Consider the following 25,272-nt stretch of genomic DNA (forward strand, 5'->3'; position numbering starts at 1 on the left):
CCGTTGCTTATATCTTGAGTGACTCAAGTTAATGTGAGCGCCGACGAACAAATGGTGTGATCAACAGGGCCAAGAGGATTACTCCCAGTTGCGCCAAGAAACTCTCATTCTTTTGGCCCGTTTGTGGTAATTCTGTTTCCTGTTGATTTGCCTGTTGTTGCGCCGTCTGCTGTCGAGACTGACGACGTTCCGTTACGGCAGTGGCGCCCGCATGGCCTGCGCTAACTGCCTGAGCAGAACGATATCCCGTTGCATTAAGCAGTGCCTTCGCAGCGCCCGCTTGCTTCTGCAGGTTTCTGGTTGCACCGGCGTTCTTCAATGACTTCTTCGACGTCTTCTTCCGTGACGTGACCTTGCGACTATTTATCTTGTCAGCAAGCTGACGCGTAAAGATCGGTTCCGTTTCGGACCCATCAAATTTAACGGTAGTCGTACCACCCATTCCGTCAGGTAAAATGGCATCCACGTCACCGGAGGCCATCGTGCGTTGCGCAACGAGTTTACCCTTCTTCAGTTCACGAACAGTCCGTTGACCGCTCATTGGGTCATACGTATAGATGACTTGAATACCGTCAGGCCATTGCTTGGTAACCTTCACGGCCTTCTTATCGGCATCGTTGTTCGTCGGGACACTAACGCCCGTACTGTGGCTCGCTGGTGCATGCGTAAATGTTGGCATCGCGTCTGCCGACTGAGCGAATTTGACTGTGGCCGTACCGCCAGCACCATCTGACAATGTCACTGCCGAAGCACCAGAAACGATTGTCTGCTGATCAACTGTCTTCCCGTCTCTTTGCTCTGCCACCGTCCGTTGACCAGTCGTTGGATCGTAAGCATAGATTGTTTCACTACCATCGGTCCACTGCTTGGCTACTTTGACGATGTCGCCATCGGTGTCTTTCGTCGTGGCCGTAACATTACCAGCGGCGTCTTTCGTGGTTTGCGTCGTCTCGTGTTCAAATGTCGGCTGCGACCCCGGTTGCCCAGTATGAACGATGGTCTCAACACCGTCACCACTCGCCAAGGTTGCTTTCGAGGAATCAGGGGCAATCGTCTGCCGATCGACCAGTTTCCCGTCATTTTGCTCCGTCACCGTCCGTTGCCCGGTGGCTGGATTGTAGGCGTAAATCGTCTCGCTCCCATCGATCCACCGCTTGGTTACCTTGATGACATTGCCATTGGCGTCTTTCGTCGTGGCAGTCACGTTACCAAATTTATCAGTTGCGGTCTGCGTCGTGTCGTGGGCAAAGGTTGGTTGTGACCCTGGTTGCCCAGCGTTGACGATGGTCTCAACGCCATCGCTACTCTTCAACGTGGCCTTCGTCCCATCAGGCGCAATCGTCTGCTGGTCGACAATCTTACCGTCTTTTTGTTCCGTCACAGTCCGGTTGCCAGTCGTTGGATCATAGGTGTAATCCGTTTCACTGCCGTCCGTCCAGTGCTTGGTAACCTTGACGACATTGCCATCGGCGTCCTTCGTCGTATCAGTCACGTTACCGGCCTTATCAGTTACGGTCCGCGTTGTCTCATGGGCAAACGTTGGCACTGCGCCTGGCTTATCAACAGTAACTATGCTTTCAACGCCGTCGCCACTCTTCAACGTGGCCTTCCCATCCGCAATCGCCTTCCGGTCGACCGTCTGACCGTCTTTTTGTTCCGTCACTGTCTGTTGACCGGTGGCTGGATCGTAAGTGTAAGCCGTTTGACTGCCATCCGTCCAGTGCTTGGTGACTTTGACGACATTGCCAGTGGCATCCTTCGTCGTATCAGTCACGTTGCCAGTCTTATCGGTTGCGGTCTGCGTTGTGTTATGAGCAAATGTTGGTTCTGTGCCTGGCTTATCAACAGTAACAGTGCTTTCAACGCCATCGCCACTCTTCAACGTAGTCTTCGGCGCATCTGCGGTAATCGTCTTCTGGTCGACTGTCTTACCGTCCTTTTGTTCCGTCACAGTTTGCTTGCCAGTCGTTGGGTCGTAAGTGTAAGCCGTTTGACTGCCATCGGTCCACTGCTTGGTTACCTTGACGACATTGCCATCGGCATCTTTCGTCGTCGCGGTGACGTTACCAGCTGCGTCCTTCGTGGTCTGCGTCGTGTCGTGTTCAAACGTTGGTTCTGAACCTGGTTGCCCAGCATCAACCAGCGTGTCGATACCTTCACCAGCAGATAACGTTGCCGTCGTCCCATCAGGTGAAATCGTCTTTTGGTCGACCGTCTTACCAGCTTTTTCCTCAGTCACAGTCCGGTTACCAGTCGTTGGATCGTAGACGTAAGTTGTCTTACCGCCATCGGTCCACTGCTTGGTAACGTTGATGACATTACCATCGGCATCTTTCGTCGTGGCAGTCACGTTGCCAGCCTTATCAGTCGTGGTCTGCGTCGTGTTGTGGGCAAACGTTGGTTCTGAACCTGGTTGTCCAGCATCAACAAGCGTGTCGACACCATCGCCAGCGGATAACGTTGCTTTCGGCGTATCAGATGTGATTGTCTTAGTATCAACAGTCTTACCATCTTTTTGCTCCGTAACGGTCCCGTTACCAGTCGTTGGATCATAGGCATAAGTTGTCTTACTGCCATCGGTCCATTGCTTGGTAACGTTGATGACGTTGCCAGCGGCATCTTTCGTCGTGTCGGTAACGTTGCCAGCCTTATCAGTCGCGGTCTGCGTCGTGTTGTGGGTAAACGTTGGCTCAGTGCCTGGTGCCAATACAGCAACAAAAGTTTCAACAAGCGGTTCAACGCCGCCACCATTCGTCAAGGTCTCCTTTGTAGAACCTTTGTCGAATGTCTTCTGGTCGACTACCTTGCCGTCTTTTTGTTCCGTCACACTCTGCGTCTTCTCAACTGGATCATAAGTGTAGGACGTTTGGCTACCATCAGTCCATTGCTTAACGACCTTGATGACATTGCCAGAATTGTCTTTCGTCGTCGCAGTAACGTTGCCAGCATCATCCTTCGTTACCTTCGTCGTATCATGTTCAAACGTCGGTTGTGACCCTGGCTCCCCAGCATTAACGATGGTTTGAACATCATCACCAGTCTTCAACGTTGCCTTTGTACCATCAGGCGCAATCGACTGCTGGTCGACTGTCTGACCGGATTTTTGTTCCGTTACATTCCGGTCTCCAGTAGCTGGATCGTAGGTGTAGGTCGTTTGACTATCATCTGGCCATTGCTTAATGGCCTTAATAACATTGCCATTGGCATCTTTCGTTATGGTCGTATCACCATTGGTCTGCGTCGTGTCGTGTTTAAACGTTGGCGCTGCGCCTGGCTTTTCAGCATCAACAAGAGTTTCAACACCATCACCAGTAGCCAACGTTGCTTTCGGAGAATCAGGTGTGATTGTCTTCGTATCAACAATCTTACCGCCTTTTTGCTCCGTCACCGTCTGCGTCTTCTTGACTGGATCGTAGGTGTAATCAGTTTGACTGCCATCGGCCCACTGCTTGGTTACTTTGATAACATTGCCAGCATCGTCTTTCGTCGTGGCAGTAACGTTACCAGCAGCATCCTTCGTGGTCTGCGTCGTGTCATGTTCAAACGTTGGTTGTGACCCTGGTTGCCCAGCGTTAACGATGGTCTTAGCATTGTCACCACTCGCCAATGTCGCCTTACCATCAGGTGCAATCGACTGCGTGTCGACTGTCTTACCGTCTTTTTGTTCCGTCACTGACTGATCTCCAGTAGCTGGATCGTAGGTGTACGTCGTTTGACTATCATCCGGCCATTGCTTAACGACCTTGATGACATTGCCATTGGCATCTTTCGTTGTGGTCGTATCACCCGTGGTCTGCGTCGTGTCATGTTTAAACGTTGGCTGTTCACCTGGCGTCTCTACATCAACAGTGGTTTCAACACCATCACCAGTAGACAACGTTACTTTCGGCGCATCAGGCGTGATTGTCTTAGAATCAACAGTCTTACCGTCTTTTTGCTCCGTCACTGATTGCTTACCGGTGGCTGGATCGTAGGTGTAATCAGTTTGATTGCCATCGGCCCAGTTCTTGGTTACTTTGATAACATTGCCAGCATCATCTTTCGTCGTGGCAGTAACGTTACCAGCATCGTCCTTCGTTGTCGCAGTTGTGTTATGTTCAAACGTTGGTTGTGACCCTGGTTTCCCAGCATCAACGATAGTTTCAACGTCACCAGCAGATAACGTTGCCTGCGTATCTTTAGGCTCAAGGTCCTTTTCGGCGACTGTCTGACTGTCCTTTTGATCCGTTACTGTCCGCTTACCAGTCATTGGGTCGTAGGTGTAAGTCGTTTGGCTGTCATCGGTCCATGGCTTAACTACTTTGACAACATTACCATTGGTATCTTTCGTCGTGATAGTACCATCAACCGCGGTCTGCGTGGTGTCATGTTCAAATACTGGCAGATTGGTTGTCGGATCAAGCGCAACGACAGTGCTCGTATTGGTACCCTCGCCATCAGATAGCGTGACCTTAGAACCAGGGGTAAGGTCCTGTTGGTCAACCTGTGCCCCATTCTTTTGCTCCGTCACCGTCTTGTTACCAGTGGCTGGATCATTGACGTAAGTCGTTTGGCTACCATCAGGCCACTTCTTATCAATCTTAACCACGTTGCCGGCCGAATCTTTTTCAGTGATTGTCGTACTGCCATCGGGACCAACAACATTGCCCAAGACCTTCAACTGACCAGGAACAACGGTCAACGCATAATTTGAATTGGCGGATTTTGCCCCAATTGCGTATGTCCCAACTTCCTTGCCATCTGGTTCTTCGTAGCTCAAGTCTAACTGCGGTTGAACATGGACTGGTGAACCATCAACTACTACCGTTGACTGGTTTTCGGGAATTGGGTCGCCTGCATTCATGGCCTGGTTGTCCACTGTAACGGTGACTGTCCGTTTTGCAACGGTCAGAGTACCGGTACCAAAGTCGGTAAAGTCATAATTAGGATTGTCGTCGGCCAATCGCGTTTTTGCGGCCTGCGTCAATTGAATCGTGTAGTTGCCGCCAGCTTGTAAGTCAGCTGCAACTACAGACTTGCCGGTTGCATTGTCAATAATTTCAAAATCAGTCTGTTCGATTGTGACATCAGGACCAGTAACCGTTGCCGTCAATTGAGGCAGCGATGGATCATCATACGTAGAGTTAGCATCACCAACTGCCACGCTAGCGGCTACTTGGAAAATCTTCAACGCCCCATTCTCAAGAGTTACCTTGTAGTTCGCTGAATTAGCATTCCCAGTAATCGCATACGTCCCAGCATTAGTTTCAGAGATTGAATTTAAGGTAACACCGAGTGCATCCTCGCTGTCGCCATTGGCTAGCTTATCAGTTGCTGCAATGCTGAAGCCATTCGCACCGTGCGCCTTACCATCATAAGTGGCAGTGACATCATTAATTTTTACCGTAATTGGCTTCTTGGTCACAGTCAATGCATCTGTACCAAAGCTAAGGTTGTAGTTACCATTAGCCTTACTCAAATTATCTTGAGCAGTCTTCGTCAATTGTACTGTGTAACTGCCACCAGCTTGTAGTTTATCAGCAGTTACCACAGCTTTTGTATCTGTATTGACAATCTCAAAATTGTCCGCGCTAAGTTCACTAGCCGTTGCTCCATTAACTGAAATTAACAAGCTTGGCAATGAATCACCATAGGTCACACTAGTACCCTTAACGGCCACGTTACCGTCCGCTTGGTCAATCTTTAGCGTTCCATCTTTAAGTGTCACATCATAGTTCGTTGAATCAGCTTTTCCAGTAATCGCATACGTCCCAACATTAGTTTCAGAGATTGGATTTAGGGTAACACCCAGTGCAGCATCGCTGTCGCCATTGGCTAGCTTATCAGTTGCTGCAATACTAAAGCCATTTGCACCATGTACCGTGCCATCATAAGGGGTATCAACATTATTAATTTGAACCGTAATTGGCTTCTTGACCACAGTCAATGCATCTGTACCAAAGCTAAGCTTGTAGTTACTATTAGTCTTACTCAAAGCATCTTGAGCAGTCTTCGTCAATTGTACCGTGTAACTACCACCAGCTTGTAGTTTATCAGCAGTTACAACAGATTTTGTTTTCGTATCGACAATCTCAAAATTGTCCGCGCTAAGTTCACTAGCCGTTGCTCCATTAACTGAGACTGACAAACTTGGCAATGAATTGCCATAAACTACATTGGTACCCGTTACGGCCACATTGCCGTCCGCTTGATCAATTTTTAGCGTTCCATCTTCAAGCGTTACATCATAGTTCGCTGAAACAGCATTTCCAGTAATCGCATACGTCCCAGCATCGGTCTTAGAAATCGGAGTCAGAGTAACACCGAGTGCACTCTCACTGTCGCCATTGGCTAGCTTATCATCCGCTGCAATGCTGAAACCATTCGCACCGTGCACGGCACCATCATAAGTGGTAGTGACATCATTAATCTTCACCGTAATTGGCCGTTTCGTGACAGTCAATCCACCCGCAACAAACTTAAGGGCGTAGTTAGGGTTAGCCTTGCTTAAGGCGTCTTGAGCGGTAGCGGTCAATTGTAACGCGTACTTGCCACCTGCTGGTAACCGGTCAGCACTGACGACAGTCTTTGTAGCATCCACAATTTCAAAGTTGCTTGAGCTGAGTTCACTAGCGGTCCCATTAACCGTTACGCTAATGTTTGCTGGCAAGTTGTTACCATAAACCACGCTAGCATCGGCAACTGTGGCCGTCCCAGCAATCGGTGCAATCGTGAAGGCCCCCTCGTTTTCAAAGAAAACCTTATAATTGCCATCAGTAGCGGCCGTCCCAGTAATCTTATAGGTCCCGGCGTTGTCCCCAGTTTCTCGAGTTAACGTCACGCCTAAGTTATCCTTCGTATCTGGGGCAACCAATGTGCCGTTGGCCTCACCGGTGGCAGTGGTTGCTGGAATGGTGAACGTCAAGGCTGGATCGGTCGCAACACCATAATCCTTGCCACCATCTTCAATGTGAACCGTAATTGCCCGTTGTGTAACGGTCAATGTGTTCTCACCAAAGCTAAGGTTGTAGTTAGGATTGGAAGTCTTCAAGTCGTCTTGAGCAGCCTGAGTCAATCGAATTGTGTAATCGCCACCGGCCTGTAACTGACCCGTAGCAACTGCGTTTGTTTTGTTATCGAAAATTTCAAAATCAGTATTATCCAGTGTGGTCTTTAACCCCGTATCGCTGTTGGTTACCGCAAATGTTGGTAACGCATCACCATAGCCCACAGTAGCGTCTTTGACGTTAACGCTGGCGGCTTTTTGAGCGATAGTCAAAGTGCCATCTAGGACGGTAACATCATAGTCCTTTGCCGCTGAGGAACCCTTAATGGCATACGTGCCAGCGTTGGTTTCAGCAGTTGGCGTCAGCGTCACCTTCAAATCAGCAGGCGTGTCAGTACCAGCCAACTTGTCACCATTCGCAATCGCGAAGCCTAATTGATCAACCTGATAGGGCGTGCCGTCATAATCAGCGGCAACATTATTAGCCTGCACCGTAATTGGCTTTGGGACAATGATAAAGGTTCCCTGATTAATCGTCACGTCATAATTCTTGTTTGCCGTTGCAGTACCGGTAATCGCGTAGGTGCCAGCATCTTCGCCAGTGACCCGCGTCAGGCGGACACCCAGAGTAGAAACATCATCACCGTTGACCATAGCAGCCTTCACTGAATTATTGTCTAGACTCAGAACTGGTTTGGTACTGCCATCATCATAAGTCTTGCTGACATTTGCGGCAGCAATCGTAACTGGCCGTGCAGTCACGGTCAGAGTAGCTGTGCCAAAAGTGTCGAAGTTGTAATTTTTATCGTCCTTCAAGGCGGTCTGAGCAGCATCGCTATAACGAATCGTGTACTTGCCACCAACTTGCAACTGGTTGACAGCAACTTTACCATCAGCATCGTCGATTTCAAAATCATCTTGCGTCAGGTTAAGCCGGGGATCGTTATCACCAGCCACCGTACCCAGGTCATATTTGACGCCGGCCAGCTTTCCATCAACGCCACCATATTGCAGACTGGTGTTAGTGATGGTTGGCTTGGCATCGACTGGATTAATCGTGAGCGCTGCTGACGTGTAGAGACCAGCATTGGTGTTAGTTGTCAAGCTCTTAAGATATGTCCGTCCAGCATCCGTCAGCTTGAAGTAATAGGTCCCGGCATCTTTAGGTGTGACGTGGGTATCTGAGTCTGTGGCACTAACATAGTAATAGAAAGCTGGATTGTCAAAACCAGCCTTTTGGTCAGCGGTCAGCGTTGCCCCGAAGTTAGTACCAACGGTCACATCAGGGTAGCCTAAATCTTGGCCGTAGTCCTTTGACCAAGAAACAAAGGTCGCCAGGCTTGCCACCGCGGCATCATTAGTCGTCGTCAGGTTGTCCAGGTCATTTTGGAACGTCGTCATGGTGTCGTCCATGTTAGCCAAAGCACTATACCCGGCTTGACCCTTTTCAAAGATTGTCTCTGGATCTGTAGAATCCTCGGCGGCCTGTAAAGCAGCCTTAGCCGTGGCATTACTCGTTGAAAGGTCGGTATACATATCATTAACAGAATCCAACAGCTTCTTTGCCGCGTCCTTCTGCTCCTGTGTAATCCCCGTTAAGCCGACAAATTTATCATAAATAGCTTGCGTTTTCTTTTGGTAGTCGTCTGCTTTGGCTTGGTTGTCAGTAGCTTTCTGTAGCCACTTATCAAGCGTGGCCTTCGTTGGAACCAAGATACTCTTAGTATCCTGAGGCGCTGTAGAATTCGTGGAATCTGTCGCAGCGGCATTAGAAACCGTCGACCAAGTGTAGGCTGGCGTGCTACCGGCAGTGATAGCTTTACCATCTTCACCGATTGGTGTTGCATTGAGAGTATCCGTGACGGATTGATTCGTCCCTACCGTTGCATTGGTCGTAACCTTTGTCCCGTCCATCGTCTCACCGGTAGCGGTGTAATAGTGTTCAATTGGGTTAGCAACATCAGTTTCTGTCGATGGTGTCGTACTCGTGTTGATTTTCACAATATCATTGGCAACCGTTTCGCCGGTAGCAGGGGCATCCAGAGCAACGGTCACAGGGGTATAACCAGGAACTTGAATCACAACTGATTTACCGGCAACCGTGGTCACTTGAATAGGGTCCATGCCAGGAATCGGGTCCTCAGTCACTGAATCAACTGGCGTAACGTTGGCTGTAAAGGCCTGACTGATAGGTAAACTAAACGCTTGGCTAGCATCCCCAGTCACCTTGTAACTGTAGTACGCCCCATCGGCAATACTTGAATCGTCATTGATATAGTGAACCGTCCCATTACTTTTAGCAGTTTGGTCGCCATCGACAACATAAACGTTGCTAGTCGTACTTGCAGGAATCACTGTAACCAGATTAGGATCTAAGGTTGGATCTGCAGCTACTGCCCGTTCCGCTGCCGCCTTCGTAGAGAATACAGAAATTGTGTCCCCAATGTTGGCAGTGACTGGGGTCTTGGTACTTACAGGTGTGTCTCCGGGCGTAGAATCCGCCACTGTGACATCTACTGAAGCTGTCTTTGGTGTGTAGGTGAAGCTGTCGATCCTGGCGGAGTAATCATTATAGCTATCACCGGTAGAGGCAGCAATTGAGATTGAATATCCCGTTGTAATATCCTTTATCTGCCGGGAGAAGGTTGCTCCTCCAATAGTCACTGATAACGTCTGCGTGGCAGCGACATAGTTCGTTGTAAAATCATTAAGTGGGGTAGTCTCCCGGGGATTCAAACTTAAGTCACTAGCGGCTTTCCAGGAATCAGCACTTTCAACGCCCTGTAGTGTCCCATTCGCATCCGTTGTTCGCCAGCCGAAGTAAGCCCCATTACCGGGATCTTTTAAATCCGAATTAGAGTAGTCATCATACACAAAGCCAAAGGCATTATCCAAGCTACCTAAGCCTAACTGCCCACCAAGTTGACCTGTCGTTGCTTTAGCAGGATCTCCAGGTGCAAAAATAATACCAACACTGTCAGCGCCACCAGATGTCACAGTCCCAATTCCCAAGGCGCCTTTCATATTAAAATCGTGATTAAAATCAATCTCATGTTCAAAAGAGACATGGGCGACTTGATGACCTGTTGTTGGCATTTTTAACCCTGATCCAGAATAAACAATATGGGATACTTTATCTGTCAATTTTACCGATCCATCATCACCAATCGGTACTACTACTTTGTTTAGAGTTCCATTAGGCTGGAGATTGGCTTTGCTACGACTTTCAACCGTATCAATAAAGTGATCCTTGATTTGGCTACCGGATAGCGTAACTCCAGATTCATCCGTATTGCCAACCTTAACTGTCTGTCCTGGCGTTAAGGTTTGATATTGCTTATCAGTCGGCGTATCTGCTGCCGCGTCGTTAAGAGAAAGACTCTCTGGTACAACACTTCTCATAGAAGCTAGATAAAATAATTGGTTATAGCCGGCCTCTTGACCTGCTGGTACTGCCTCTGACACTTTAGGTGCAGCTACTTCTGGCGCTGGTGTTGCCTCTGATGCCTTAGGTGCAACTGGTTCTGGCGCCGGTGCTGCCTCTGATGCCTTAGGTGCAACTGATTCTGGCGCCGGTGCTGCCTCTGATGCCTTAGGTGCAACTGATTCTGGCGCCGGCGCTGCCTCTGATGCCTTAGGTGCAACTGATTCTGGCGCTGCTGCTGCCGATGACGTCTTAGGTGCAACTGATTCTGGCGCTGCCTCTGATGTCTTAGGTGCTGCTGGTGCTGCCGCTTCTGACGCTGGTGCTGCTGATGATGATGCCCCTATAACAGCAGTCCCAGTAGTTTTCGGCGCGGACGACGAAGAAACCTCCGCAGATGGCGTTTCCGTTGCCGCGTGGACATCAACCGTTCCCGTACTTTCCGCGATAGCTACTGCGGACAAACTAACTAGTAACGTCCCAAATAAACGGGTCTTGATTTTCCAGCCCGTGTGCCCCTTGTATAAAATGAAATTTTTCTTTGTCATTTGATTTGCCGCTTTTTGTCTCAAACTTGACCTCTCCCTTTTCAACGGTGATGAACTCTCACGCGCTCAAGAACCGATTCATCTAGCCTTGAATCTCAATCCTCAATCCCTATATTCAATGGCCCACGACCCCTAACAACCAGTTAGTAAAATTACCTTTCACTGATTAGTCTGCATATAAGCATTACGGCTAACCAGTAATAGTATTAACATAAATCAGCTTATCCATTTAAAGAGGGTCCCACGGCCTTCCTTATCATGTAAAATTCTGCCCTTTATCCACTTTTGGCTATACGCTTAAAGTATGCGGGTTTAGCAACTAGTCATTTGCCTGCCGAATTTGCTCATTAGTTGAATATAACTGGTTTATAGTTAATCAGCCCAGCACCATGTATCAGTGACCAGAACCGTTTCGTCTACTAACCTTTTCGTGGCTGTTTTAATCATAACCACATTATAAGTGCGAAGTGGCTAACATTCAAGGCGTTAATTCTTCACGGGAGATAATAGTCACAAATAATCTAATATGTTACCAAGGGTTATGCATTTCAATGTATATTAATTACCGTAATCGAAGCTGTCTGTCGGCCCACCTACTAAAATTCCTTCATATTATTCCTGCCTAAATCTGTTGCCAACCGCTTTTGCGTGCCAATCCGTATAAAACGTTCAGAAGAATTTCAAAAATAAAAATGGCTATGTCTTCCGAATCAGGCACAACCATTTATAATTCCCATCTCAATAGCACGATATTCGTCATTAAGCCGTCTTTCTCGACTCAGCGGATTAATCCAATCATTTCGCCATGTTGCCAGTTCTCACACTCATCATTAGCCAGCTTGGTAGGCAGCTCCTTTTTGGCCCAGTGCACCTCGCCAGTAGAGTACCATCCCCCACTGCGAACAATCACCTCCATCGGGCCCCCTTTGTTTTATTGACACCGACTAGTATACTTAAAGTACGTAGTGGCGCTTTGATCTGAAAGGGGATTTCCCATGACTGAATATTTTCTGGTTAACCATCAGGATTATTTTGCAACCGGCTTTATTATTAACAACGGCGGCGCATACGTCGACACAGCCGCTGGCCTTGACGTTGCGGCAGCGGTGAAGACAGCTGATCCGGCGAGTGCCAAGACCGCGCTATACCATCAAGTCTTGACCCATCCTGCCGCCGGTAGCGAGCGCGACCAACTAACCGAACAGGAACAAGCTCAGTTGACCCAAAAGCTCGATGAGAATTTTAGCTTAATCAGCACGGATAACTTGGAAAGCTGCTAAACTACTAAATACGAGGTGATCATAATGACTGATAACGTTAAAAAGAACGAGACTAAAACAGACGACAATCCGTTTTGTCATGCTGGGATGACCTGTGCCCCCGGTTGCGGCTGCGCAAGTGCCGATGGCATCTGCCACTGCCCAATGATTTCTGACCGCAAATGTGCTTGCGACGGCTTCTGTGGCGTTCCTAAGCACTAGAAAATATGGTAATGTACAGCTAAAAGTGGCGATGTCTATAAAGGCACCGCCACTTTTTTGACTTCTATTCAGCTTTCCCCGGCACAAGCATACGCTTGCCACCCAACACGCACTGGAACTCAACGGAATTTAACCTCAAGACATATCCCGAATTTCTATTCTTAATAAAACTTAGCAAAAGCTGTTGTCAATTCTGCATGACCTTCCCTAACAGCCTGACTAACATCGACACCGTGTGTTTGGGTGCCTTGCACTCGAACCACGTAGAAATCATCAAACCCCATAATTTCAGTAAACATCTTCTCCAGGTACATCCGGGAAAATTCCATTGACGTGTACCGGTCATTACGCGTATAGACCGAGCCGCTAGCCTGTAACATCATCACCTTGTAGTTATCCGTCATCAGGCCAACCGAACCCGCTTCCGTATACCGAAACGTTTCGCGCGCCACCAAAATATTATCCAGATAGTCCTTTAGCTTCGACGTCACGTTAAAATTGTGCAGCGGCGTGGCGATTACGATACGGTGATGCGTTTTAAATTGTGCTAGTAATTGTTGATTAACTTCGTAAACATGTTGTTCAGCAACATTTAAACTAACGTGGGTTCTTTGTTTTTCCCAGATACCCAGCAACTCTTCTGTCGTCGCCTGCGGGATCTCAGTATCATACAGATTCAAAACGTCGACCGTCTCATCTGGAAACGTCGCTCGAAACTGAGCTAAGAAGTCTTGTGCCAGTTGAATCGAGTAGTGAGCGGCATTCCGAAAGTCAGGATGGGCATTAATCAATAAGGTTTTCATCATCAGTAGGTCCTCATTTCTTTTATCTTGCAACAAGGTCTATACTAAACGTCAAAGGTGACAATTACCGTCACCATTAAAGATTATTTGGAAAGGAATCTCGTATGGAACGCTCTGAACGTTTAAACCAAGAATTGATTTTCTTAAGTTACAAGAATGGCTTCCACATCAAAGATTTAACGACGACCTTTGCGATTTCCAAGCGCACCGCTCTACGCGACATCCAATCCCTAGAACAATTAGGACTCACCTTTTACGTTGAACCCGGGCGTTACGGCGGCTATAAACTGACTAAACGCCAACTCTGGGTTCCCGTGCTATTAAATATTCAAGAGATCAACGCCCTCTTCTTTGCCATCAAAGCACTGAGCCTGCTATCAGCGACACCTTTCGAAAAATCCTACACCACCATTTACCAAAAACTCATGGCGACTTTACCACTAGCCGAGCAACAGAAAGTAACGCGACTACAAGAAGTCGTCAATTATTATGCGATTCCTAACCTCGATGGTCCCAAACTCTTACAGCCGCTGTTAAACGCCATTTTGAATGAAACCGTCGTGGCCCTGCAGCTAAAGGACCAACCAACACCGCGCCAGTTCCAGCTATTCGACCTTCTTTTCCGCAACGGTGTTTGGTTTGTCAGTGGCGTTAACCTAGCCACACAAGACTGGAAAATCATTCGCTGCGACACGGTAACTGCGCTCAGTCCCACTTACCAACCAGCCCCATTCAGTTACGAAGCCCTTAAGCAACATCAGGCCGCCTACGACCAACACCACCATAATATTGCGTACCGGTGTCAGCTGACTCCCCGTGGTCGCGAAATGGTTCAGCGTAATCACTATGCAAATATGCAGCTGGAAACCATCGACGGCCAAGACTATTTGTCCGGTGGCTACAACCAAGACGAGTATGAGTACATGATTCAATATTTACTGTCCCTTGGCACTAATGTTCGAATTTTAGAACCTGAATCCTTACAAACCGGCTACTTAGCTGCGATTAATAAGATCAAGGCCATGTACTAGTAAAAAAGTATCACTAAACTAGGCTCTTACTAGTCATTGAAATGAGCCCTCAAGGTTGGATTTTCTGTCCAAAACTGAGACGAATAATCTCAGTTTTGGATTGTTTGTCTCTCGGGGCTAAATGGAGTTGACTGCCTTTTGTCGCACGTTTCGACCATATGCAAAATGGGTCTAGGACTGTTGTCCCAGACCCTCTTTTGCATGGCTAGATCTCACTAACTAAATGGAATTTTTCAAAATGTGCCTTCAGGTAATCCAGCGTCAGACTCTTAGTCGTCTTGATCAACTGCTGTGGATCACCACTAGCCATCAACCGGCCACCGGCTTGCCCACCCTTGGGGCCGAGATCAATCAGATAATCGGCGTTGGCCATCAGATCAAGATCGTGCGTGATGATGATAATCGTGGCTCCCTTGACCTTCAAGCTGTTAATCACGCCCAGTAGTGTCTGCACATCTTGCGGATGCAGGCCGACGGAAGGCTCGTCGAAGATAAACAGGGTCTTGCTTTGGCGTTTATTCAAGTGACTCATGAGCTTTAACCGTTGGGCTTCACCACCGGACAGGCTCGGCGTGCTTTCGCCTAAATGCAGGTAACCCAATCCCATTTCGTCCAGCAATTGGAGCTGTTTTTCAATCTTAGGGACCGTTTCAAAGACGCTTAACGCCTCACGGACCGATAAGTTCAGCAGGTCGACGATATTGTAGCCGTGCCAACGAATCTGTTGAATCTCGTCCTTATACCGCGCGCCGTGGCAGTAAGGGCAGACCTCCTCCATGTCCGGCAAGTACTGAATATCGAGGGTAATGGTGCCCAGTCCGCCACACTGTTCACACGCCCCCTGCTTGTTATTATACGAGAAGTAAGCGAGACCAAATTTCTTGGCCTTAGCTTCTGGTAAATTAGCAAACAGGCGGCGCAAGTTATCCATGATGGTGGTGTAGGTGGCAATCGTCGAGCGGGCATTCTTCCCAATTGGCTTGGCATCCACGGACACCACGTCCTTCAAATGGGTCTCCAGGGTCGTCACCTGCTTGGGCAGGGCGACCTTGGCATTGGCTGCCTGAATGGCCGGAACCAGACTGTCCAAGATCAGACTCGTCTTACCAGCGCCAGAGAACCCGGTAACCGCGGTAATCTCGTTTCCAGGAATGGTCACGGCAATGTCATGTAGATTAAAGTAATTCTGCACCTCAAAATGCGTGGTGAGCTCGCCGGCCTTCTGGCTAGTGGGCACCTTGTCGTGCATGATTTTAGCTTGCCCAGAAATGTAAGGTCCAATCAATGACTGGGCATTTTCCGTTAAATCTAGGGGCGTTCCCTCGGCAATGATTTGACCACCGGCATCCCCCGACCCGGGACCAATCTCGATCACCCAATCGGCCGCCGCAATGATGTCGACTTCATGATCGACCACGACCAAAGAATTTCCTTGGGCAATCAATTCTCTAAAGATACGGATGAGCCCCTTAACGTTGTCGGGGTGTAACCCAATGGAGGGTTCATCCAACACGTACAGAACGCCCGTCGTCTCCGTCCGGATGGTCTTGGCCAATTGAAGCCGTTGAAGTTCTCCGGTCGACAGCGTATTGCCGTTCCGCGATAAGGTCAGATAGTCTAGCCCAAGTTCCAGCAGGGGACGCAACGTATCCGTCAAATTCTTGAAGAGCACATCAGCCATGGCTTTCATCTCAGCGGGCAACTCATTTTGCGCCGCAGTTTGCCACTCAGACAGTGAGCCCAGGGTCAGGTCAGACACCTCTGCAATATTTTTACCCCCAACTAACTGTGTCAAGAGCTCCGGATTCAGCCGCGTCCCGTGACAGGTTGGGCACACGGAGAAGTGGAAAAATTCATTGACCTTCTTGATGGCCCGTTCACTCTTCACCGTCTTCAGGGAATCGTAGACTGCCTCGTGGGCGTTCTCATACAGCGTGTTGTCGGTATGGAAAACCCGTCCGGTCGAGGTCCGAAAATCTACGGGATACTGTTTCTTGGCGCCGTTGAGGACAATGTCTTTCTCCCGATTGGTGAGGTCCTTGTAGGGCACGTCGATACGTACTCCCAGCGTCTCTGCCACCGTCGGCATAAAGTTTCGGCCGGGCAAATGCCATGAGGCCACGACCCCTTCTGCCAGACTGAGACGCTCGTCGCCAATCAGCCTGTCCTCGTCTAAGGTCTGAACCGTCCCCGTCCCATGACATTCTGGACAGGCACCGCCGGAATTGAAGGCAAAGTCTTCGGCGGATTTCGCCATGAACTCGACCCCACACTCCGGACAGGTCACGATTCCCATCTTGCTGTCGGCGCCACCCGGTAGATCCATAGCCTGGGCAACTTTCAGACTAGGCGCAATCCGGTGACCGTTGGGGCAAACCATCGAGCCAAGGCGCGAGAAGATGAGGCGCACGACGTTAAATAACTCACTCATCGACCCAACCGTTGAGCGCTCGGAAGGGACTCCCGGCCGTTGCCGCAAAGCGATAGCGGATGGAATGTGCCGCACTTCCTGGACCTGCGACCGCTTGCTCTGCCCGATTCGCCGTCTGGTATAGGTGGATAGTGCCTCCAAGTACCGCCGCGACCCCTCCGCATATAAAATCCCCATGGCCAATGAACTCTTCCCGGATCCCGAGGGACCTGAAATCGCCACAAACTGATTCAACGGAATGTCCACGTTAATATTTTTTAAATTATGGACGTTCCCACCACGTACACTAATATGTTCACGTTGTTTTTCACTTGTTGTCATACTTGCCCACCTTTGTTTTTAGTTCTGTTCACGATAGTTATCATTTTAAACTATCCTGTAACGGTACAGTCAAGTCTGGCAGTAGAAAACTAGGTATTCTTTCTGGCTCGCTTGTAACAACGCTATTTACTGTTGATTTGTCTGTTACAGGTTCGCCTTCTACTGAAACTGTATGTGTCCGACCGCAACAACACCATAACTTACAACAAAGATCATTTCTATCTCCCGGCATCTCCCGGTATCTCCCGGTAGACTTATTTGCTAAGAATTTGGTGCACCAGTACATATCTTGTTGCGGGACCTGCGCCGACCTTCTCGACACTGGTAGCAGCATCGTCCAGTACAGCAATCACTAGACTCTATTCCATCTTCGACAGGTCACACGAAAAAGCCGCCCCCAAAACATAGGACGGCTTCAAATCAATAGATTATCTTACACACGGTTATTTACTCTTGCGGTACAACTTAGCGATTCCTACCGTTCCAATCAATAGGACCAGCCCACCAAATAGTAATGAGAGGCTACTCGTGTCATTTAATTGTGGAATCAATGATTTTTGTCGAGTACTCTTTGGGGACTGTACTGCTGACTTAGAAGATGTCACCTTGGCTGGCGCACTAATTTGGTCAGCAGATGCGCCCTTTTCATAGCCAGTAGCTACTGGCTTGCTGGAAGTGTTATCCGCCTGTGACATTTCAGTTTGGTTGCCGCCATTGTTGCTTAGGTCACCATCGCCACCGTCCTGGTCATTGTTGGAGCTAACTACCGGAGCATTGGAATCAGTGTCACTTGAACTGGAAGAACTTGGCAAACTGGAAGAGCTCGATGGATTCGATGAACTCGTGGAGCTTGATGAACCCGGCAAACTTGAAGAACTTGCGGAATTTGAAGAATCGGAAGAACTTACAGAGCTCGATGAATCGGACGAATTAGACGAGCTGGACGAGTTTGTCGAGCTTGAGGAACTCGATGAGCTGGAGGAACTTGATGAGTCGGAAGAACTAGACGAGCTGGAGGAATTTGATGAACTTGACGAACTTGTCGAACTTGAGGAGCTTGAGGAGCTTGATGAACTCGAAGAGCTTGATGAGTCGGAAGAACTAGACGAACTTGATGAGTTCGATGAGCTTGATGAACTCGATGAGCTTGTCGAACTTGATGAACTTGATGAGTCGGAAGAACTAGACGAGCTAGAGGAGTTCGATGAACTCGATGAGCTCTCATCAGAGCCTTTAATCATAAGTTTTGTTTCTGCAGTTATCGGAGCATACTGCGTGCCAAACTGATCGGTGTAGTTGTAGCTGTATTGAATCGTATATTGGCCCGGCGTTTTGAAATTTTGCGCAGCTAAATCGTCTAAGGAAACCAACTGGTGTTGATCATTCAAAACATTAACTTGAACTGTCATATCGGTATCGTCCGGCTTATTCGTGACTTCAGCATCGCCAAACTTAATCTTGCCGCCGCTATGATTAGCATCTGTAACGGCCACATTTTGAGTTAGATCAATTGGCGTATTCGTCTCAGCTTCAACTGCAGCCGATGCGGTCACATCTGGCGTGGCGAGAACTTCCCATTTTTCATTAGCCTCAACGGATGACTTTAATGCCAGCGTATCCGCTAACTCATTGGCGATGTTTTCCACATAGTTTACTTGATAGGCACCTGGTGCTGCGGTAATGCGTTGATTCAGCTCGCCTAGAACGGTCGCCCCATTATTGGTAATTGTGCCCCCGTCATTTTCAAACGTGGTTTCGTTCAAATAAGAGTCGCCTGTCCAAGCCTGCTTAATCCAAGGGTCCTGAATAACGTCGTAATCATCGCTAATAAATTGGCCGCCCTGGTAAATCGTAAACGGCCCGGTTTCCTTAATTGTCGGCTGCGGGTACACTAAAATTGGCATCTGGGCCTGTAACAATTCCCAGGAGCCATAATTGTGAAAAAGCTTGACTGAATAAGGTTCCGCTAGCTGATTGCCTGCTAAGCTAAACGCATCTTTAGCATAAGCTACTCCCCAAGGAAAAATGTTACTAGTTAGCGAATTTGCCCCCGGTTTGTGGATTGAGCTGACCGTTTCGCCGGTTGCACTCAATCCAGAAAGTGTGTCATTAGTAAACATTCTAATGGGTTGCTTCAAGACCCATGCTGAGGTCGAGCTCAGGTCATTGTTCCCTGTATAATCATCTAATTTATAGTCACCCGGCGCGATTAATTTTAAGTCCTCGCCATTTCCAAAGGTGTGCGTAAGTTCTTGGGAATGCCCTGTTGTCAGTGATAATGCCGACACTGCCAGAATGGTAATTGTTGCTGTAATTGCCTTTTGATAAAGTTTCATGATGCTAGCTCCCCTCGCGCTTAAAACCAGCTCCCCTTTTAAAAAGAAAGCGCTTCCTCAACTTGATTTAATCATATACTTTTGCGTGGAAATAATCAATCACACAATCAAATACTTGCAGTTACTATTTGTTTGGACACTAAATTAACTATTGATATTATCGTAGTGTGCTATTATTTTGTGGAATTGCTTTTGAAGTGTCCAAAAGCAGCTGACTGCTAAGGGGAAACCGTGCGGAAACAGCTGCCGACATCTCATAAGTTTAAAAAAATACTGTCAGTCCCTCCGATTGGGTCTGACAGTATCTTAACTTCTATTCAGTTACACGGTTCGCCGTGATCAAACGGTAGTTAAATGGATTAATCACTAACTGTACCTGACGAGTCTGGTTAGTCACATAGTAGTTTTTCCCCAACCTCTCGACACCAGTAGCGACATCATTCAATACCGCAATAACCAGCGCTTCTATCTCTGCGTGCGACAGGTCAACTGCAAGTCCACACAGCATTGCAGGTTATAAAAAATTAGGATATAGTAAGTTTAAGACATACCATGCTAAGACAAGTTACAATAAGGCAACTTATAAGAAAGCTACAATCTATGCAGTACAAATTGGTGTTGGAGGAGCTTTAGGCGCCTCCGGACATCCATTTGCCGTCGCCGCAACTGGTGTAGCATCACAGATTGTAGCCTCGAAGGTTAAAAATTGTTACGTAAATGCTAGCTACTATCATACAACTGTTAAGGCGCCTAATGGTATGACTGTATTACTCAATGAAGAATGCTATGTCTCAGCTTACCGGCATAGCAATAAAACCGGTAAAATCATCAACACCCATCATGCAATGCATTGGAGATAACTCATTTGACAAATACAACAAAGCAGAAAGCAACTAAATTTTTGACCTGGGTAATTGTATTAATTGTATTAATTACCATTATTGAAGGATTTTTAGTTACCATTGGAATGGCTAAACCATTAAACTGGGTATTTCTAGGAAGCATAGTGCTTACTGTAATTCTTTTATTAGTGGTCTATGCCTTGTACTGGTGGACAAATCGCTCCAATTAAATGGCTCTAGTTACTCTTAAAAAACGCGGTTAGCTCCCTTAAAAAGGAACTAACCGCGTTTTATGACTACCTTCAGTTATTCAGCTTTTCCCGTCACAAAAGTATGCTTGTCATCCAACACATACTGGAATTCAACGGCGTTCAACATCAAACTAGCCCGGAACAACGCCTTGATGCCCTGTTCATTACTCATGACCACAAAGAATTCCCGATCAGTGCCACTGACCCGTTGGAAACTTTCGTACTCGCCAGTGAAGCCCTCTTTGCGGAACAAACCGATAATCTTCATTTTTTCAAGTTGCGTTACTTCTTTATCTGCCAATGCCAATCTCTTTTCTCTTACTAAATTTTCGGTCAACAGCGGCCCACCTAGAGACCGCTAGTGACAATTTTTCCCACGAAAAAGCCGCCCCCACAAACGAGGCGGCTCTGACACAATCAGGTAATTACTTACCTAACTTCGTCTTGTTAGTCATGTTTAACTTGTCATCAAAGTCGTAGACAACTGGTTCACCAGTAGCCATTTCGAGGTTCATGATGGCATCGTCGGAGATCCGTTCGATGTACTTGCTTAAGGCACGTAATGAGTTACCGTGGGCAGCGATGATGACATTCTTGCCGTCGAGTAACTTAGGTGCGATTTGGTCTTCCCAGAATGGCATAACCCGTTCCAGAGTAACCTTCAAGTTTTCACCACCAGGAACGATGTTAGGATCCAAGTTAGCGTAACGTGGGTCCTTAACAGCTGAACCTTCAGCGTCTGCATCCAAAAGTGGAGGCAAAACGTCGTATGAACGACGCCAGATGTGAACTTGGTCGTCACCGTACTTTTCAGCGGTTTCCTTCTTGTTCAAACCTTGTAAAGCGCCGTAGTGACGTTCGTTCAAACGCCAAGTCTTGGTTTCTGGAATCCAGAGTTGGTCTGATTCTTCCAAAACGTAGTGTAACGTCTTGATTGCCCGCTTCAGAACTGACGTGTAAGCGTAGTCGAACTTCATGCCAGATTCCTTGATCTTTTGACCAGCGGCCTTAGCTTCTTCGACACCCTTTTCGCTTAAATCAACGTCAACCCAGCCAGTGAACTTGTTTGCTAAGTTCCATTCACTTTGGCCGTGGCGAATCAATACTAATTTTGCCATCACTGATAACCTCTTTCTGTCGTAGAATACCTTGTCATTTTACACCATCTGCGGCTAAATTTCAGCTCAATTGTGCGGTTCTTTACATGTAATCGTTTTCTTCTGTGAAGACTCCCATTTAAACCTCAAAAACGACCTAACCGAATTGGCTAAGTCGTTTCGTTTATTACTCGTCTTTTTCGTCATTTTGACCGTGCTTCTTGCGGTATTCCCGCAGCTTTTGTAGCTTCTGTACGTCCACGTGTGGCGTTGGGTGCAGGCCATGAACCGGTCGCACGCCCAGAATGTCCAGGAAGAACGTGAAGATCGGTACCCCGACGATCAAGCCCCAGACGCCAAATAACTGCTCGCCCGCCAGTAAGACCACAAACGTATAGAAAATCGGCAATTCCGTGCGGCTCGACATAAACTTCGGGTTCAACACGTACGCTTCCAGCGCATGGACTACCACGATCATCACCAAAATGTAGATGACGTAGCGCAGACCGCCGACCGAGTAGCCCAGAATGGCTAGCGGGATGATCGACACGATGACCCCGGCCACCGGAATCAGACTCAGCACGAAGATCATGATGGCCAGCGTTGCCAGCTGTGGCATCCCCATAATCGCCAACACAATCGTCGTAATGACCGTGTTGCACAGGGCAATGAAGAATTGCGCTTCCAAAACGACCCCAAACGTGTTCACAAATTTCGTGGCAAAGAAACTCACATCGGAGAAGAACCAACCATAGGTGCTGGTCAGGAACCGTTTAGAGAACTCGCCCATCTGCTTGCTTTCAATGGTGAAGAAGAAACTCAAGATCATCGACATGAATAGCGTGACCCCAAACGACCCAATCGTCGAAATGTAGGTCAACACCAATTTAGCCCCATTCTGTAGCTGACTAACAATATCGGAAGTCTTGATGTAGTTGTTGACATAGTTAATCACTTCATTACTATTGTTCGCCGGGTTTTGGTAAAACTTATACAAGCTCTCGATCCCGGTGACCGACGACTTCAAGATCTGCGGTAAATACGTCGTAACCGCGCCATAAAGGAGCCCAATAATCAAAATGTACGTGACCGCCACAATCAGTGTCGCCGGTAGCTTCACATACTTTCGAATCCCCTTAACCAATTGTAGGATCAAAAATGTAAAGATGAACGTCAACAGAATCATGTTCATTTCGGCTCGAATCAGCCACAACACGAAGATAATCAGCGCCAGCACAGTGAAGCGTCGGAGCTGAACATTTTCAACGAAGCGTTGCCATAAACTCACTTGTGAATCTCCCCCATCCAATTATCTCAGCAATAGCTCCATTATACCCTATGCCGTCCGTTTTCCTTAGTGTTTTCATCGGTTAAATTTGTGTAGACTGGCCGCGCTCCGGATGCCAGGGATTACGCCTGCTGTGGGGACGCTTCAGACTGGAAAACCACCAGTCTTCTCGCTCGCTTTGAAGCCACGAAGATCACGTGTCTCCAAAGTCGCCCATATTGGTAGCTAACCAACGGCCAGCTACCAATATCACCACGGCTGGCTCCATCCCTGGCCTCCTCCGGCTCTGAATGTGCTCTGCCACAACAACTGATAAAAGACTTGTGTACCATGCGTCTTTGACTTCCAGCCGATAACAACTTTTATGGTTATAATTATCCACGAACACCATGTAATGATATGAGTTCAGGCTTGCCGTTCACACCGTCCTACCCCATATCTGGCGGCTGGCGAAGCGTAACAGAACAAAAAAGAACCCAGCCACCGCCAGGTTCTCCGCATGTTTGATTATGATTCGACTCCCTCTAAAATTGCCGACCGCTGATTGCCGAATGTCAGCTGTAAGTCGTCCAGTCCCAGGGCCTTGTGGATGATGGCCGAAGCCCCACCCATCAAGGATGCTTCCTTCGAATTCTTCGTTAAGAGCAGGGGTGCTTTCCGTAAGATCGCCATTTGGCTCACGTAGTCGCGAACCTTATCCATCAGTTCCGGCAACAGCTCCAAGATTGGCGCGTTGACCACAATAGCATCCGGCGCAAACGTGTTGGAGAGGTTTCCCAACACTTTGGCTAAGTAGTACGTAAACTCATCCAAAATGGACAATAGTTCTGGCCGGTGACCTAAATAATCCCGGCGAATTCGGTTGACGTCCACGCGGTCTAGCTTTTGATAGGCCATGATCCGCTGGAGTACCGGTCCCTCAGCCACATAATGGTTGACTGTCTCTACATTTTCTTCACGGTAGCGGTCAGCCATTGGACAAGTTCCAATGTTACCTGCTTCACCGTTGTGGCCGCGGTACAGGTGTTCTTCCGTAATGATTCCGGCTGAGACTTGGTCGCGAATCGTCACGGAGATGAGGTTCCTATAGACCCCTTCACCCGCAAAATCTCGTTCGTAAATGGCGGATTCATTTGCTAAATTTTCCAAGACAACTGGCACTTGGAACTTGTCGCTAAAGTACTTTGCGAGATCAAAGTTCTTAAAGCCTTTCAGTGAGGCGGCTAGAATCTGATTTTCATAAATGACACCGTCTAGTCCAAAGGCAATCCCCAGCAGCCGTGAGTCGCTGGCCGCCATGGTATTGGCGATTCGTTCGTCGATCATGTCGAGCACCGTCGCGAGATCCACGTCACGGGTCGACACACTCTCATAATTTTCCGACCGGCCGTCCAAGCGACTTGTCACGATTGAGAACCGTGACCGTAAAATATTGATACTGATGACATAGCCATACCCCACGTTTAGCAATGCCATTACTGGTTTCCGCCCACCGTTACGTGTGCTGACACCGTGACCAACCTCACGGATCAGCCCTTCATGCAGTAACTGGCTATAAATATCGGAAACCGTTACTTTGTTCAAACTCAAGTTACGCGAAATCTGACTACGCGAAATGGGTCCGGCGTTGACAATCTGCTGTAAAACTTGTTTCTCATTGGTTGTACGCATAATGTGTTTGTTGATAATCATAATTTTCTTGGTAACGCCACGCCCCCAACAGCTTTGTGGTGATTCGGGAATCAAATCAGTTTTAGGTCGCCCCATCCCCCAAGATTGGTGCTCACCCGCCATCGGGAAGGCTGCGTTACCTGACCCCCCTTAGTAGAAATTCTGATTCTACTTATATAGTAAATCACCCTTACCAATTTAGGATAAATAATGACTTGTGAAAATTATGGCCGTTTATAGCCCGAATTTTCGGGAAATCGTTGCTATCAGTGGCTTTCTCCCGTCAAAATCATACACATACCAATTAATTTTCTTGTTAAGATTATTAATCTATTTGTTTGCTGACTTAACCTTCATGTCAAATTTTGTGACCATTTCGTTCAATATGGTTAGTTCGCCTTCCTAATTACAACTTTAGCTGGACTTTTAGGGGTGATTTATGTTGCGGGCAATCATCTTTTTATCATGGGGATATTTGGTGTTCGATTGACCGCACTCCGGAGGCCAGGGATTCCGCCTGCTGTGGGGACCGCTTCAGCCTAGAGGAACACTAGGCTTCTCGCTCGCTTTGAAGCCGCAAAAATCATGCGTCTTAAAAGTCGCCCATAATGGTAGCTTCCAGCTACCATTATTTCCACGGCTGGCTGCATCCCTGGCCTCCTCCGGCTCTGACTGTCTTTTGCCATGACAAGAGTTGTAGACCATAACCCAATTTATTCATAAAAGGACTAGAATGTTTTGACTGTTCCTACAGTCTCAAGCA

At 47.9% G+C, this 25,272-nt stretch carries 13 protein-coding genes; 4 read left to right on the forward strand and 9 right to left on the reverse strand.

The window, feature by feature from the left end; translation table 11 throughout:
* Positions 1 to 28: 28 nt before the first annotated feature.
* A complete protein-coding gene (locus FC99_RS07075) occupies positions 29 to 10,957 on the reverse strand; it encodes an MBG domain-containing protein (RefSeq protein WP_156166894.1) in 10,929 nt (3,642 codons plus the stop codon).
* 995 nt (positions 10,958 to 11,952) lie between these two features.
* On the opposite strand from FC99_RS07075, the gene FC99_RS07080 reads away from it, so the two are divergent.
* The gene (locus FC99_RS07080) at positions 11,953 to 12,237 is read left to right on the forward strand and encodes a hypothetical protein (protein ID WP_048732956.1); all 285 of its coding nucleotides are present in this window, start codon (positions 11,953 to 11,955) and stop codon (positions 12,235 to 12,237) included.
* 362 nt (positions 12,238 to 12,599) lie between these two features.
* Here the strand turns inward: FC99_RS07080 and FC99_RS07085 are convergent, their stop codons facing one another.
* The gene (locus tag FC99_RS07085) at positions 12,600 to 13,244 is read right to left on the reverse strand and encodes an FMN-dependent NADH-azoreductase (RefSeq protein WP_082153185.1); all 645 of its coding nucleotides are present in this window, start codon (positions 13,242 to 13,244) and stop codon (positions 12,600 to 12,602) included.
* 101 nt (positions 13,245 to 13,345) lie between these two features.
* Between FC99_RS07085 and FC99_RS07090 the strand changes: the two genes are divergently transcribed.
* Positions 13,346 to 14,272 (forward strand): helix-turn-helix transcriptional regulator, encoded by a 927-nt coding sequence (locus FC99_RS07090; RefSeq protein WP_048732957.1) that lies wholly within the window; start codon positions 13,346 to 13,348, stop codon positions 14,270 to 14,272.
* Positions 14,273 to 14,477: 205 nt separating this feature from the next.
* On the opposite strand, the gene FC99_RS07095 is transcribed toward FC99_RS07090, so the two are convergent.
* On the reverse strand, positions 14,478 to 17,024 hold the full coding sequence (locus FC99_RS07095) for an AAA family ATPase (RefSeq protein ID WP_048732959.1): 2,547 nt from the start codon (positions 17,022 to 17,024) through the stop codon (positions 14,478 to 14,480).
* 443 nt (positions 17,025 to 17,467) lie between these two features.
* A complete protein-coding gene (locus tag FC99_RS14020) occupies positions 17,468 to 17,836 on the reverse strand; it encodes a hypothetical protein (RefSeq protein ID WP_048732961.1) in 369 nt (122 codons plus the stop codon).
* On the opposite strand from FC99_RS14020, the gene FC99_RS14025 reads away from it, so the two are divergent.
* A complete protein-coding gene (locus FC99_RS14025; protein WP_048732963.1) occupies positions 17,808 to 18,311 on the forward strand; it encodes a hypothetical protein in 504 nt (167 codons plus the stop codon). The genes FC99_RS14020 and FC99_RS14025 overlap by 29 nt on opposite strands.
* A 1,362-nt stretch (positions 18,312 to 19,673) precedes the next feature.
* On the opposite strand, the gene FC99_RS14435 is transcribed toward FC99_RS14025, so the two are convergent.
* Entirely contained in the window at positions 19,674 to 19,868 is a 195-nt protein-coding gene (locus FC99_RS14435; protein ID WP_082153186.1) for a DUF3781 domain-containing protein, read from the reverse strand.
* 357 nt (positions 19,869 to 20,225) lie between these two features.
* Here FC99_RS14435 and FC99_RS13835 point away from each other — a divergent pair, with 357 nt between their 5' ends.
* Positions 20,226 to 20,432 (forward strand): hypothetical protein, encoded by a 207-nt coding sequence (locus FC99_RS13835; RefSeq protein WP_156166896.1) that lies wholly within the window; start codon positions 20,226 to 20,228, stop codon positions 20,430 to 20,432.
* A gap of 76 nt (positions 20,433 to 20,508) precedes the next feature.
* On the opposite strand, the gene FC99_RS07110 is transcribed toward FC99_RS13835, so the two are convergent.
* From FC99_RS07110 to FC99_RS07125, 4 genes are all read right to left on the reverse strand, one after another.
* On the reverse strand, positions 20,509 to 20,754 hold the full coding sequence (locus FC99_RS07110; RefSeq protein WP_048736273.1) for a hypothetical protein: 246 nt from the start codon (positions 20,752 to 20,754) through the stop codon (positions 20,509 to 20,511).
* A 124-nt stretch (positions 20,755 to 20,878) separates the two neighbouring features.
* On the reverse strand, positions 20,879 to 21,571 hold the full coding sequence (locus FC99_RS07115) for a 2,3-diphosphoglycerate-dependent phosphoglycerate mutase (protein ID WP_048732965.1): 693 nt from the start codon (positions 21,569 to 21,571) through the stop codon (positions 20,879 to 20,881).
* 166 nt (positions 21,572 to 21,737) lie between these two features.
* Complete coding sequence (locus FC99_RS07120; protein WP_048732967.1) at positions 21,738 to 22,838, reverse strand: AI-2E family transporter; 1,101 nt, start codon at positions 22,836 to 22,838, stop codon at positions 21,738 to 21,740.
* A 507-nt stretch (positions 22,839 to 23,345) separates the two neighbouring features.
* A complete protein-coding gene (locus FC99_RS07125) occupies positions 23,346 to 24,605 on the reverse strand; it encodes an ROK family protein (RefSeq protein WP_235805881.1) in 1,260 nt (419 codons plus the stop codon).
* Positions 24,606 to 25,272 lie beyond the last annotated feature (667 nt).

The sequence above is a fragment of the Levilactobacillus koreensis JCM 16448 genome, from assembly GCF_001435525.1.
Classification (GTDB): domain Bacteria; phylum Bacillota; class Bacilli; order Lactobacillales; family Lactobacillaceae; genus Levilactobacillus; species Levilactobacillus koreensis.

Coding starts and splice junctions, on each gene's coding strand:
- FC99_RS07075 (WP_156166894.1), bottom strand. CDS start 10,957: ATGACAAAGAAAAATTTCATTTTATACAAGGGGCACACGGGCTGGAAA.
- FC99_RS07080 (WP_048732956.1), top strand. CDS start 11,953: ATGACTGAATATTTTCTGGTTAACCATCAGGATTATTTTGCAACCGGC.
- FC99_RS07085 (WP_082153185.1), bottom strand. CDS start 13,244: ATGATGAAAACCTTATTGATTAATGCCCATCCTGACTTTCGGAATGCC.
- FC99_RS07090 (WP_048732957.1), top strand. CDS start 13,346: ATGGAACGCTCTGAACGTTTAAACCAAGAATTGATTTTCTTAAGTTAC.
- FC99_RS07095 (WP_048732959.1), bottom strand. CDS start 17,024: ATGACAACAAGTGAAAAACAACGTGAACATATTAGTGTACGTGGTGGG.
- FC99_RS14435 (WP_082153186.1), bottom strand. CDS start 19,868: ATGCTGTGTGGACTTGCAGTTGACCTGTCGCACGCAGAGATAGAAGCG.
- FC99_RS07115 (WP_048732965.1), bottom strand. CDS start 21,571: ATGGCAAAATTAGTATTGATTCGCCACGGCCAAAGTGAATGGAACTTA.
- FC99_RS07125 (WP_235805881.1), bottom strand. CDS start 24,605: ATGGGGCGACCTAAAACTGATTTGATTCCCGAATCACCACAAAGCTGT.